This window comes from Flavobacterium sp. GP15 (genome assembly GCF_014281985.1).
Taxonomy (GTDB): Bacteria; Bacteroidota; Bacteroidia; order Flavobacteriales; family Flavobacteriaceae; genus Flavobacterium; species Flavobacterium pygoscelis.
This window is the reverse complement of sequence record NZ_JACFTC010000002.1, coordinates 672,694-685,753: the sequence shown is the minus strand read 5'-3', so window position 1 is coordinate 685,753 and position 13,060 is coordinate 672,694. Positions and strand designations below refer to the sequence as shown.

At 32.4% G+C, this 13,060-nt stretch carries 11 protein-coding genes; 6 read left to right on the top strand and 5 right to left on the bottom strand.

Translation table 11 applies throughout. The annotated features are described in order from the left end of the window. Positions 1-3 precede the first annotated feature (3 nt). Entirely contained in the window at positions 4-1,077 is a 1,074-nt protein-coding gene (locus H2650_RS07265) for a glycosyltransferase (protein WP_188050128.1), read from the bottom strand. Positions 1,078-1,123: 46 nt separating this feature from the next. Between H2650_RS07265 and H2650_RS07260 the strand changes: the two genes are divergently transcribed. Continuing rightward, positions 1,124-2,020, top strand: coding sequence for a glycosyltransferase (locus tag H2650_RS07260; RefSeq protein WP_188050127.1), 897 nt, complete (start codon positions 1,124-1,126; stop codon positions 2,018-2,020). Between the two features lie 30 nt (positions 2,021-2,050). On the opposite strand, the gene H2650_RS07255 is transcribed toward H2650_RS07260, so the two are convergent. Genes H2650_RS07255 through H2650_RS07240 form a run of 4 tightly spaced genes read right to left on the bottom strand, consistent with a single transcriptional unit; the run spans position 2,051 to position 6,250 of the window. Then, complete coding sequence (locus H2650_RS07255) at positions 2,051-3,538, bottom strand: oligosaccharide flippase family protein (protein WP_188050126.1); 1,488 nt, start codon at positions 3,536-3,538, stop codon at positions 2,051-2,053. 22 nt (positions 3,539-3,560) lie between these two features. Next, on the bottom strand, positions 3,561-4,664 hold the full coding sequence (locus H2650_RS07250; RefSeq protein ID WP_188050125.1) for a DegT/DnrJ/EryC1/StrS aminotransferase family protein: 1,104 nt from the start codon (positions 4,662-4,664) through the stop codon (positions 3,561-3,563). Further along, the gene (locus H2650_RS07245) at positions 4,661-5,611 is read right to left on the bottom strand and encodes a GNAT family N-acetyltransferase (RefSeq protein WP_188050124.1); all 951 of its coding nucleotides are present in this window, start codon (positions 5,609-5,611) and stop codon (positions 4,661-4,663) included. The genes H2650_RS07250 and H2650_RS07245 overlap by 4 nt, the downstream gene beginning before the upstream one ends. 36 nt (positions 5,612-5,647) lie before the next feature. Continuing rightward, on the bottom strand, positions 5,648-6,250 hold the full coding sequence (locus H2650_RS07240) for a trimeric intracellular cation channel family protein (protein ID WP_188050123.1): 603 nt from the start codon (positions 6,248-6,250) through the stop codon (positions 5,648-5,650). A gap of 178 nt (positions 6,251-6,428) precedes the next feature. On the opposite strand from H2650_RS07240, the gene H2650_RS07235 reads away from it, so the two are divergent. The 5 genes from H2650_RS07235 (at position 6,429) to H2650_RS07215 (ending at position 12,996) form a co-directional block, all read left to right on the top strand. Beyond that, positions 6,429-7,217, top strand: a complete 789-nt coding sequence (locus H2650_RS07235; protein WP_188050122.1) for an RNA methyltransferase — start codon at positions 6,429-6,431, stop codon at positions 7,215-7,217. A 20-nt stretch (positions 7,218-7,237) separates the two neighbouring features. Beyond that, positions 7,238-8,785 (top strand): serine hydrolase, encoded by a 1,548-nt coding sequence (locus tag H2650_RS07230; RefSeq protein ID WP_188050121.1) that lies wholly within the window; start codon positions 7,238-7,240, stop codon positions 8,783-8,785. Positions 8,786-8,885: 100 nt separating this feature from the next. After that, positions 8,886-11,108 carry a bifunctional (p)ppGpp synthetase/guanosine-3',5'-bis(diphosphate) 3'-pyrophosphohydrolase gene (locus tag H2650_RS07225; protein WP_188050119.1) on the top strand — a complete coding sequence of 741 codons (2,223 nt, stop codon included), beginning with the start codon at positions 8,886-8,888 and terminating at the stop codon, positions 11,106-11,108. Between the two features lie 105 nt (positions 11,109-11,213). Further along, complete coding sequence (locus H2650_RS07220; RefSeq protein ID WP_188050117.1) at positions 11,214-11,699, top strand: Fur family transcriptional regulator; 486 nt, start codon at positions 11,214-11,216, stop codon at positions 11,697-11,699. A 25-nt stretch (positions 11,700-11,724) separates the two neighbouring features. After that, positions 11,725-12,996, top strand: a complete 1,272-nt coding sequence (locus tag H2650_RS07215) for an adenylosuccinate synthase (RefSeq protein WP_188050115.1) — start codon at positions 11,725-11,727, stop codon at positions 12,994-12,996. Positions 12,997-13,060: the final 64 nt, after the last annotated feature.

The following is a 13,060-nucleotide window of genomic DNA, read 5'->3' as shown; positions in this document are numbered from 1 at the left end:
TTTTTATTCGGTATTACTTTTTAGTAACGTTATCCATTTTTGAGAAATTTTTTCCGATGAAAATTTAGCTACAGATCCTTTTGTATTTTCTTTGCAATAGGTATAAAGTACTTTTTCATATAGCATTCTATTCATTGCGATTTTCAAAGCTTCAAAATCCTGATTGTCTACTAAAAGACCATTTTCTTCATTCGTTATTAGTTCGCTTGGTCCCGTTTTACAATCAAAAGAAATTACGGTCGTACCAACAGATAAAGCTTCTAAAATAACCATTGGAAACCCTTCATAATTACTTGTTAAAACTAAAAAAAGAGCTTCTTTACAATAAAATAAGGTATTTTCTTTAAAACCCAAAAGATGAATATAATTTGAATATTGACTTTCTTGAATCAGTTTTTGCAAACGGTCTTTCTCCTCTCCTTCTCCTATAATTACTAAATGAATTTCACTATTTGGCAAATCACTTTTACAATAGGTTGTAATCAATTGATCAAATTGCTTCAATGACACTAATCTTCCTATTGCAAGACAATATTTAAAAGGTAAACTAGCTTCCGAATTCATTATTTTGTTTTTAACAATATTTGAAATTACAATCCCTTTTTCAAAACCATATTTTTTTTTGATTATAGCATTCATTTCACTCGAAACCGACACAATCTTAAAAGCTTTACTAAAAATTTGATTTGCCATTACTTTACTTGACGTAAAATAATGTTCTAAAACACTACTGTGAATCGTATAAATAAATTTAAAACCAGAATAGAGGTAATATAAAAAAACCAATTCCATCAACGGATTGATACGGTACCTAAAATCTATGATGTAGTCAAATTGTTGTTTGTTTAAATACTTTTTCAGTTTGAAGTATTTCTGAAATTTAGAATATTTCCCCAAATTAATTAAAGTACCATAATAAGGATAAGCTACTTTATTTTCTAAAACGATAACGTGAACCTCAAAATAGGAATCGTGCAATAGCTGCGATAACGAACTAAAGGCACGCTCTAAACCGCCATCAGCAAGTGTATATCCTATGAGCGCTATTTTAGTCGTTTTGCCTTGCTTTACCAACATTGAATTATTATTTTCGTAACAAATATAAAACTCCTACCTCAACTTAATGCAAAAAAATCCGCTAGTTACCGTAATTTGTTTGTGCTATAATCACGCATCATTTGTTGTTGAAGCTTTAGATTCTGTAATTAACCAAACTCATAGCAACGTAGAGCTAATTATAGCAGATGATTGCAGTACCGATAACTCTCAAAAAGTTATTGAAAGCTGGCTAAAAAACCACTCTGATATTCCGTTTATTTTAAACACTCAAAATAGAGGGAATACTAAAACCTTTAATCAGTGTTTAAAATTAGCTAACGGAGAATACATAATAGATCTTGCTGCTGATGATGTATTACATCCAGAATGCATCACAAAACAATTGAAAGGATTTGCTGAAAGCACGTATAAAAATCTTGGATTAGTATATGGTAATGCGGAATGGATTTCAGAAAAAGGGCAACACATTCACGACTATTTTGAAACTGACAAAAATAGAAAAGGAGTTACTCTACAACCTACTGGTAACATTTATATTAATTTATTAAATGGTAAAACAAAACTTTGCTCCGTAGCTGCTTTAGTAAAACGAGAGGTTTTTGACAAGCTCAATGGTTACGATGAGAATTTAGCCTACGAAGATTATGATTTGTGGATTCGGGCTTCAAGAGTTTATAATTTTGATTTTGTCGATGAAATTTTAGTTCAGAAAAGAAGGTTGAATAATTCTATGTACACTTTATTGCTACAAAAAAACAATTTGAAAACACGTCGTTTCAATTACTCGACTTATCTTATTTTGCAAAAGGTTTTTATTTTAAATCAAAACAAAGAGGAATTTAAGGCCATGCTGAAACGCATTCGAGTAGAAATGAAAATAGCTTTTCACACGCGTGATTTTTTATTGCTCACTAAGTATGTTTTTCTAGATTTGAAGGTTAGAGCAAAAACTTTGTACTAACTGATAGAGCGCTATAAATAGTTTTAATTATTAATATTTATTTCTAAAATTTGCTAAATAGCTTTTAATATTTATTCTTTTATCAAATTCTATATAAGATAAATAAAACGAATAAAAACAAAGTATAATCAAAATCCAAAAAGAATTAGGATAATCAATCCAAAAAACAACTATAGAAGCTAAAACCCCTAAAATTATTGATTTACAGATAATTATAAAAGTATTTTTTCTGAAATTAAATTCAAATTTCTTATTAACAATATAATAAACATACAAACCATAAAGAACGTAATTTAGCAGTAAGGCCAGACCAATACCTACTAAACCTAAATAGTTATAGAATAAAATAGTAAATCCAATATTCATTGTATCTGACAATAATTCTTGCTTAAAATACAATTTCTTTTCCCCTTTTGCTAAAATTATAAAAGCAAGTGGCCACATTATCGCCTTAATAATTATGGCTAATAATGCCAATTTAAGAATCAAAACTACTGCAATAAAATCTCTAGAATACAATATTCTAATTACAAAGGGCGCTAAAAGATAAAATACTAAAATAAGTGGCGTAATAAGCAATAAGCCCACTTCAATTTGATCATTCACCAAGTCTTTAACTTTTGCATTATCTTTTTGTACGATGGTCAATCGAGGATAAAAATCAGTACACATAGCATTAAAAATCAGCCCAACATAGCTAATCAGTATCGTAGAAGCAGCGACATACAATCCTAAAACAGACTCAGAAACATGCTGAAAATTGAAATAAAGTTTAAGTAAGTAAGCCGTTATTTGCCCGAAAATTACATTTACAGAGAGTAAAAACCCCAATTGTATCATATCCTTACCGCGTGATATCGTTTCTTTTATACTTACTTGAACCGGAATTACTTTAATCTTTCTTGAAAAAAACCAATTTACTAGATAATTCAAAATGGCAGACAAAAGCAAAACAGCTACAATACCATCTAATCTAAATAAATAATAGATAGGAATAGTAATTAGAGTTAATACAACCGAATAGACAACCGAGGAAAAAGCGATTTTTTTTATGGAGCGAGTGCTTTGCAAAAGCACCATTTTATGGACTGCTAAACTGGAAAAAATTAAATTAAAAGACAAAACGTAAAACCAATTAGCATGTGCTTCTGATCCAAAAGTCCAAATACTTAGATTATTTGCAAGTACAAAAGTCACTAAAAAACCAAAAAATCCTGTCACTATAGCAGCTCTTTTAAGGACTACAACTGTTCTTGAAAATTCTTCTATATGATTCTTAGAATGTGATAATGATACCATTCGTACACCACTTATACTAATACCAAATCCTGTTACAGCAGTAATTATGGATATCATATTTTGTAAAAGTCCTATAATACCAACGCCGGTAATTCCTAAAAACAAAGCGACAAATTTAGAGCCAACCAACCCAACAAGAATTTTTAATACTTGTGAAAAGCCAAAAACTCCTGTGGCTTTTAAAATGGTTTTCTGTGATTCCTTTCTTTCTGTTTCCACTTTATTTAAATACTACTTTGTACTAGATCCATTCATTTACTTTTTTTATGATAAAATTCACCTGCTCTATAGTTAAAGTTGGATTTAATGGCAGACTCAATACTTGATCATGAATTTTTTCGGTAATAGGAAAAGATAAATTATTAAAAGAGGCTAATGCTTTTTGTTTGTGTGGAGGTATTGGATAATGAATAACCGTTTCTATGCCATTCTCAGTCAAATAACTTTGTAATTCATTCCTGTAAGGAGTACGAATTACAAATAAATGAAAAATATGATTTACCGAATTATCATAAAACGGCAATGTAATTTTATCGTTTTTTATTTCTGATAAATAACGTTTTGCAATAGCACGTCGTTTATCATTATCGGCCTCTAAATAAGGCAATTTTATATTTAAAAAAGCCGCTTGTAATTCATCTAATCTTGAATTTACACCTGCAAAATCATTGTAATATTTGGTTTTAGAACCATAATTTCGAAGAGAACAAATTACTTTAGCCAATTCAGAATTGTTTGTTACTACTGCTCCTGCATCGCCTAATGCACCCAAATTTTTACTTGGATAAAAACTATAAGCAATGGCAGCTTCTTGATTTATTGTTTCTGTTTTTTGATTTGCTTTTGCACCATGAGCTTGCGCAGCATCTTCTACAACAACTAAATTATGCCCAGTAGCAATGGTATTTATTGCATCCATATCAGCTAATTGTCCGTACAAATGAACTGCTAAAATCGCCTTAGTTCTAGAATTGATTTTATCACTAATTAAGTCTGCATTGATATTATAGGTTTCTATTTTTGGCTCGACCAAAACCGGAACTAAATCGGCTTGTAAAATAGCCAAAATACTAGCGATATAAGTATTTGCGGGTACAATAACTTCATCGCCTTTTTGCAATTTACCTAAAACAATATATGCTTTAAAAAGCAACACTAAAGCGTCTAATCCATTGCCTGTACCAATACAATGTTTTGCGCCGCAATAGTTAGCAAATTGGGTTTCAAATGTTTTAACTTCATTTCCTAAAACATACCAACCGCTTTCTAAAACTGATTTTAATTTTTCATGAAAAGCAGTTTCAAAAGGTTCATTTATCTTTTTTAAATCTAAAAATGGTATCATATCAGATTCATTTTATAAAAATCTTGACTATAAACGGAACAACCCAACTCTTCTTTTTGTTTTAAAAGTCCAGCATGATATCCGCTTTCATTATCTTCATTTACAATACCCATATCAAAAAAAAGCTTTCCTTCTTGCTTATATTTTTGTATCAAGTTGATGAATAAAAAATCTAAAGCACGAAGGCTTTCCCCTCTATTGGTAGTTGCGCCATACTGAGACTTAACAGTTGTAGGAGTTTCAAATAGGGTAATTCCAGCAATAATTTCATTTTCATGATACACTGAAAATTGCTTGATATTATCTGGAAACCTATTTTTTAATTGTGTTATTTCGGCTAAAGTATGAACGGGTTTTGCATTGTATTTTTCTTTTAGACGTGGCTCTAATACTAATTGCCAAAAAGCATCTAATTGCTGTTCTTCGACTAAGTCTAAATCGTCCATTTCTATTTTTCTAAAGTGTTTTAATTTACTTTTTGAAATTTTTAGAGGCAGACTTAGATTTATAGCTAAATTCATTTCCTTTTTTAACACAAAGGCTCCTTTTTTAAATAAGAAAAAATCAGCTTCTTGATTACCCCTATAAGTGTAAAAAGAGGGAATTGGCTTGTAATAGAAATATAGAAATCCTTTTTGCTTCAAAAAAGATAACAAACCTTCAATAATAGGTGCTAGTTGCTCAGCATTTATTTTAGACGAATATACTAATCCACCATAAGTCAGCCCTTGATGGGAATAAACAGAATCCCCTACACGATTCGCAGGTAAAACAGCGACCAATTTTTGATCATCGTAGACCATCAATGAGAAATCCTTAAATCGATCTTTATGGTATTCCATAAAATCACGATGAAATAAAAAAGTTGCGTTTTTGGCTTGACCAATAAAGGCATTCCAGTTTAGATAATCGTTTTCTTGGTACTGTTTAAGAGAATAGTTTTTCAATATTTTATTTTAAACTTAGTGAAAGTGACCATTTTTTTATTTGTTTTCTAAAGTAGGTAAATACCATCTAAATTTTACAGCCATCAAACGCACAGAGATAATAACCAATGAGGTAGTCAAGTATAAAATATCATTATCTAAATTTAATTTTCGAAGTAAGAAGAAGACAGTTCCTCCTAAAATACATATGGTAGCATAGATTTCTCTTCTAAAAATAACGGGGATTTCGGTACATAAAATATCACGAATCACACCTCCAAAACACGCAGTCATTGTCCCTAATGCAATACAAATAACAGGATGAAGTCCGGTGTTTATTCCTTTTTCAAGACCTATCAATGTAAACACACCCAATCCGATGGTATCAAACAAAAACAACGAAGTACGCAATTTATCGAATTTTTTTCTAAAAATAATCGCCAACACAAAGCTAATTCCTATAACGTAAACATACTTTAGATCCAGCATCCAACCTACTGGGGTTCTTCCGATTAAAACATCTCGCAGGGTTCCGCCACCAACCGCAGTAACAAATGCAATAATAAAAACCCCAAAAGGATCCATCTTTTTATTCATAGCGGTTAATGCGCCCGACATGGCAAATGCCATTGTACCAATGATATCCAGTATTTGAAACATTTATTTTGGAAGTTTGAGTTTTGAAAATCGTACAAAAATAACTAAAATACGCGTCAAATCAGTTGGAAACTCTCTTAATTAAAGATTCTAATTATTCTAAATAAATATTCGAACCCGATCACAAAAACTGGATTTTCTCTGTGTATATTTGTAGCTATTAATTAAATAGTTGAAAGCTTTGAAACAAATCACTTCGATACAAAATTCATACATAAAATCTTTAGTGCTATTACAAGAAAAAGCGAAGGCGCGCAGACAATCGGGAACTTTTTTGATGGAAGGAAAACGTGAAATTGCTATAGCCATAAAAGGAGCTTACGAAATAGAAACACTACTGTTTTTTCCAGAAATATGTTCAGAGTCAGAAGCTCGTGAATTATCAAATAATGCGGAGCTAATAGAAATCAACAAAGAAGTCTATCAAAAACTCGCCTATCGAGATACCACCGAAGGGATTTTGGCTATAGCCAAAACAAAAGCACTACAATTATCTGATTTAAAATTATCAGATAATCCATTAATACTTGTTGCCGAAGCGCCAGAAAAACCAGGAAATATTGGTGCGTTATTAAGAACTGCCGATGCGGCAAATCTAGACGCAGTAATCATTGCCAATCCAAAAAGCGATTTATACAACCCTAATATTGTGCGTTCTAGCGTAGGTTGTCTTTTTACGAGACAAATCGCCACGGGAACAACATCAGAAATAATTGCTTTTTTAAAAGAACGAAACATCAATTTTTATTGTGCTACGTTACAAAATTCGACTGCATACCACACACAAGACTATACTGCTCCAACAGCATTAGTAGTGGGCACAGAAGCTACTGGTTTAACCCAAGAATGGCGAAAAGAAGCAACACAAAACATCATCATTCCTATGCAAGGTGAAATCGATTCTATGAACGTTTCTGTTGCTGCTGCAGTTTTGATTTTTGAAGCCAAAAGACAGAGAAATTTTAAATAATTAATTTTAAATTAAAAAAGATGAGAAAAAATATCTTAGCCTTATTATTAATCGCTTTTAGTGTGAGCACTTTTGCACAAATGAGTTCGACACAAGTCGACGAATTAGTAAATCGCACTTTAAAAACTTTTAACGTTCCCGGAATTGCAGTTGCCATTGTCAAAGATGGAAAAATTGTTCACGCTGAAGGATACGGTGTTAAATCTATTTTGACCAAAGAAAAAGTAGATGCCAATACACTTTTCGGAATAGCTTCAAACAGTAAAGCTTTTACCAGTGCAGCTTTAGCTATGTTAGTAGATGAGGGCAAAATGAAGTGGGACGACAAAGTCATTAAATACCTTCCTAATTTCAAAATGTATAATGATTACGTCACTAATGAATTTACGATTCGTGATTTACTAACCCACCGCAGCGGATTGGGTCTTGGTGCGGGTGACTTAATGATTTGGCCTGATGGAAGTAATTTTACAGCACAAGACATTATTCAGAATTTACAATATTTAAAACCAGTTTCCGCTTTCAGAACGCAATATGATTATGACAATTTACTTTATATAGTCGCTGGCGAAGTTATTCACGTTGCTAGTGGTTTAAGTTGGTGTGATTTTATCGAGCAACGCATTATGAAACCATTAGAAATGAATAACAGTGCGGCCTCTTTTTTACGACTAAAAGATACCACCAACATTATAGCTCCTCATGTGCCTATAGATGGAAAACTAAAAGTTATCAAGCGCTATCAAAATCAGCTTTTTGATGCAGCAGCCGGAATTTATTCCAGCGTAAATGACCTAAGCAAATGGACAATTATGCAAATGAATAACGGACAATATGGAGCAGATAAAAAGCAATTATTTTCAAAAAAAGAACACAACGAAATGTGGCAATTGCAAACTATCATTCCGGTAAATGCCAGACCACCTTATAATACCCATTTTAGTGGTTACGGATTAGGATGGTTTTTGAGTGATGTAAAAGGATACAAACAAGTGACTCATACTGGAGGATTAGAAGGAATTGTTACTCAAGTTACCTTACTGCCTGAATTGAATTTAGGAATTATTGTTTTGACTAATCAGCAATCTGGTGCGGCATTTAGAGCGATAACAAATACCATAAAAGATAGCTATTTAGGAATACAACCAGAAGATTATGTCGCCAATTACAGCAAGAGTTTAAAAGAAAATGAGGAATCTGCAGATAAAAAAACAGAAGCTGTCTGGGCGACAATTGCTACCAACAAAAAAAATAAAGTAAAAGAAGATTATAAGAGAATTTTAGGAACCTACAAGGACAATTGGTTTGGCGAAGTAGCGATTTCAGAAAAGAAAGGGAAATTATATTTTGCTTCCAAACGTTCGCCACAACTTACCGGTGAAGTTTTTTTTTATAAAGAAGGTAATTATGTTGTAAAATGGAACAATGCTTATTTTCATGCCGATGCTCATTTATTTTTTGAATATGACGCAACAGGAAAAGCAGCTCGATTGACAATGAAAGCCATTTCTGAATTAACCGATTTTAGTTATGATTTTCAAGATTTAGATTTTAGTAAAATAGACTAATGTTTTGATAAATTGTAATTTAATATTTAAGCATTGAAAAGCGTTTTTCCTTGCATATCTCCTAACAAATTTCTATTTTTAGGAATTGAATCCTACCCGTATGATAGAAATTGATCTAGAAAAAGAAAATAAAGCAATTGCTCAAGAATATAAAGAATTGCTGCGCATAAGCTATCAAACACTAAGTGATGAGGATAAAAAACTCATTCGCAAAGCATTTGATGTGGCTGTAGAAGCGCACAAAGACCAACGAAGAAAATCAGGTGAAGCTTATATTTTTCATCCCATTGCTGTTGCTAAAATTGTAGCCTCAGAAATAGGTTTGGGAGCAACCTCTATTGCTGCCGCATTGCTACACGACGTTGTAGAGGATACACCAACTACAGTTGAGGATATCGCCAATATGTTTAATCCAAAACTAGCTCAAATTGTAGAAGGACTTACAAAAATAGCATTGGTTCAAAAGGATTTAAACATCTCTATGCAAGCAGAGAATTTTAGGAAAATGATATTAACGTTGAATGATGATGTTCGCGTTATTCTGATAAAACTTGCCGACCGTTTGCACAATATGCAAACCATGGAATCGATGCGGGAGGACAAACAAGTCAAGATAGCCTCTGAAACACTATACATTTACGCACCTTTAGCGCACAGACTTGGCTTATACAACATCAAAACAAAGTTGGAAGACTTAGGTCTTAAATATACAGAACCAGCTATTTATAATGAAATTGTTAGCAAAATACAAGAAACCAAAGAAGAACAAGACGATTATATAAAATCTATTTCTGATGTACTTAAAAAGTCATTAGACGACGAAGGTGTCGAATACATAATAAAAGGGCGACCAAAATCGATCTATTCGATTCGTAGAAAAATGCATGCTCAAAACGTAAGATTCGAAGAAGTCTACGATAAATTTGCACTTCGGATTGTATACAAATCCAACACCCACGACGAGAAATTTATTGCTTGGAAAATATACTCTATAGTCACGGATCATTATAGACCGAGTCCAAGCCGTTTACGAGACTGGATTTCTTCACCAAAATCTACAGGTTATGAAGCCTTACACATTACTGTAATGGGACCTAAAGGACGTTGGGTAGAAGTTCAAGTACGAAGTGAACGTATGGATGAAATTGCAGAGAAAGGATATGCTGCACATTACAAATATAAAAATGGCGCTACAGAAGAAAGTGGTTTAGATGTATGGCTTAATTTATTGAAAGAAGCTTTAGAAAACTCTGAATCAAATGCAGTAGATTTTGTAGAAGATTTTAAAATGAATTTATATTCAAAAGAGATCTTTGTATTTACACCTAAGGGTGAAATTAAATCACTTCCTAAAGGGGCAACTTCACTCGATTTTGCTTTTAGCATACACTCGGAAATAGGAATTCGTACAAGAGGAACACGAGTAAACGGAAAATTAGTGCCTCTTAATTTTGAACTAAAAAGTGGCGACCAAATAGAAGTCATTACTTCACAACATCAAAAACCAACCATCAACTGGCTTGATTATGTGACAACTTCGAGAGCTAAAACAAAAATCAAAAATGTTTTAAACGAAAACACTAAGAAAATTGGTGAAGAAGGAAAAGAACTCCTAACTCGAAAATTAAAACACTTAAAAATAACGTTAAGCGAGCAAGTTATTAATGAATTGGTTAACTTTTTTAAATTAAAAACGAGTTTAGATCTATTTTACAGAGTTGGAGTTGGAGCCATAGAAAATCAACAATTAAAAGATTATGCTGCTCAAAAGAGCAATACCTTCATCAACTTTTTCAAAAACAAAATGAAGCGTTCTCCTAGCTCTCAGGCTATTGAGGACATACAAAGGCCAGTAATAAGCAGCAACTATGACATGCTTGTTTTTGGGAAAGAACAAGATAAATTAGATTATAAATTATCGCCTTGTTGCAATCCAATTCCTGGAGATGAAGTTTTTGGATTCGTTACGATTAACGAGGGAATAAAAGTGCATAAAAAAGATTGCCCTAACGCGATAGGAATGCAATCTAATTACGCTTATCGAATCATGCCTGCCAAATGGATTGACTCATCGCAAGAAGAATTTAAAGCAATCATTAACGTTACAGGAATGGATGTTTTAGGACTTACCAATCAATTGACAAAAGTAATTTCAAACAATATGCATGTCAATATTCAAAGTATAGCTTTGAATACCGACGCTGGAATTTTTCATGGTCAAGTAACTGTAATTGTACAGAACAATACGATCTTGAAAAAAATGATCAGTAACATCAAAAAAATTGATGGTGTAGATAAAGTAACTCGCGAATACAAAACATAAAAATTTGTTTATTTTTTATCTTTTAACCTAGAAAAAGGACAAACTTTGAACTTAACAAACGGGAAACTTTAATCTTTAAACTAAAAAAATTACCTTTGCCAGTATATGACACTCATTTCAATAGATAACACGAAAAACCAAGAAATTGTAAAAAATGTTTTTACAATGTATCTTGAAAATAAAGGACATCGTAAAACCCCTGAGCGTTATGCAATACTTCAGGAAATTTACGACAGCGAAGAACATTTTGATGTAGAGAATCTCTATATCAAAATGAAAAACAAGAACTATCGTGTGAGTAGAGCAACGCTTTACAACACCATCGAATTGCTTCTTGACTGTGCTCTAGTTCGAAAACATCAGTTTGGACAAAATCAGGCTCATTATGAGAAATCGTACTTTGACAAACAGCACGATCACATTATTATGACCGATACAGGTGAAGTAATTGAGTTTTGTGATCCCAGAATTCAAACTATTAAGAAAACAATTGAAGAAATTTTTGATATAGAAATCACTAATCATTCTTTGTATTTATATGGTGTAAAAAAACAAAAAAAGAACGAGGAACAAGACGGTTCCGAAATATAAAAATTAACTACAAATAACACACAGAATGACCGTAGATTTATTACTAGGATTACAATGGGGAGATGAAGGAAAAGGAAAAATTGTTGATGTTCTAACTTCAAAATACGACATTATTGCTCGTTTTCAAGGCGGACCAAACGCAGGACATACTTTAGAATTTGACGGAATAAAACACGTACTTAGAACCATTCCTTCTGGAATTTTTCACGGAAACAACATTAACATCATTGGTAATGGTGTTGTAATTGATCCTGTAGTTTTTAAAAGTGAGATTGATGGTTTGGCTAAATTTAATTTAGATCTACAATCTAAATTAATTATTTCAAGAAAAGCTCATTTAATCTTACCTACGCACCGTTTATTAGACGCAGCTTCGGAAGCTTCTAAAGGAAAAGCAAAAATTGGATCTACGCTTAAAGGAATAGGACCAACTTACATGGACAAAACTGGTAGAAACGGAATTCGTGTAGGAGATATCGAATTAGAAGATTTTGCTGATCGTTACAGAGCTTTGGCTGATAAGCATGAAGCGATGATTGCTTTTTACGATGTTGATATTCAATACAACTTACCGGAATTAGAAAAAGAATTCTTTGAAGCAATTGAAGATTTAAAAAAATTAGATTTTATCGATAGTGAAGAATATTTACACCAAGCACAGAAAGCAGGTAAATCTATCTTATGCGAAGGTGCGCAAGGCTCTTTATTAGATGTAGATTTTGGAACATATCCATTTGTTACTTCTTCTAATACTACTGCTGCAGGTGCTTGTACTGGTTTAGGAATTGCGCCTAATAAAATCAAAGAAGTTTTTGGAATTTTCAAAGCTTATATCACTCGTGTTGGTAGCGGACCATTCCCTACTGAGCTTTTTGATGAAGATGGTGCAACAATGGCAAGAGTAGGAAATGAATTTGGATCTGTAACAGGAAGACAAAGACGTTGTGGTTGGTTAGACTTAGTAGCGCTTAAATACGCGATTCAAGTAAATGGTGTTACCCAATTGATGATGATGAAAGGCGATGTGCTTTCTGGATTTGAAACACTAAAAGTATGTACGGAATACAATTATAAAGGAGAAAAAATTTCTCATTTTCCTTATAACATCGAACCAGAAAATGTAACTCCTGTTTACCAAGAGTTCAAAGGATGGAAACAAGATTTAACTGGTATGACAACTTATGATGAATTACCGCAAGAGCTTAAAGAATATATTGAATTTATAGAAAAAGAAGTTGAAGTTTCTATTAAGATTGTCTCTGTAGGACCAGACAGAAAGCAAACGATTCTAAAATAATATTACTAACGCTCTGATAATTCAGAGCGTTTTTTTTTAAACAATAGCTTTTTAATTAAGATCA

What these genes read in the sequence shown, in the direction of transcription:
- H2650_RS07265 (WP_188050128.1), bottom strand. Translation starts at nt 1,077, where the DNA reads ATGTTGGTAAAGCAAGGCAAAACGACTAAAATAGCGCTCATAGGATAT.
- H2650_RS07260 (WP_188050127.1), top strand. Translation starts at nt 1,124, where the DNA reads ATGCAAAAAAATCCGCTAGTTACCGTAATTTGTTTGTGCTATAATCAC.
- H2650_RS07250 (WP_188050125.1), bottom strand. Translation starts at nt 4,664, where the DNA reads ATGATACCATTTTTAGATTTAAAAAAGATAAATGAACCTTTTGAAACT.
- H2650_RS07240 (WP_188050123.1), bottom strand. Translation starts at nt 6,250, where the DNA reads ATGTTTCAAATACTGGATATCATTGGTACAATGGCATTTGCCATGTCG.
- H2650_RS07230 (WP_188050121.1), top strand. Translation starts at nt 7,238, where the DNA reads ATGAGAAAAAATATCTTAGCCTTATTATTAATCGCTTTTAGTGTGAGC.
- H2650_RS07225 (WP_188050119.1), top strand. Translation starts at nt 8,886, where the DNA reads ATGATAGAAATTGATCTAGAAAAAGAAAATAAAGCAATTGCTCAAGAA.
- H2650_RS07220 (WP_188050117.1), top strand. Translation starts at nt 11,214, where the DNA reads ATGACACTCATTTCAATAGATAACACGAAAAACCAAGAAATTGTAAAA.
- H2650_RS07215 (WP_188050115.1), top strand. Translation starts at nt 11,725, where the DNA reads ATGACCGTAGATTTATTACTAGGATTACAATGGGGAGATGAAGGAAAA.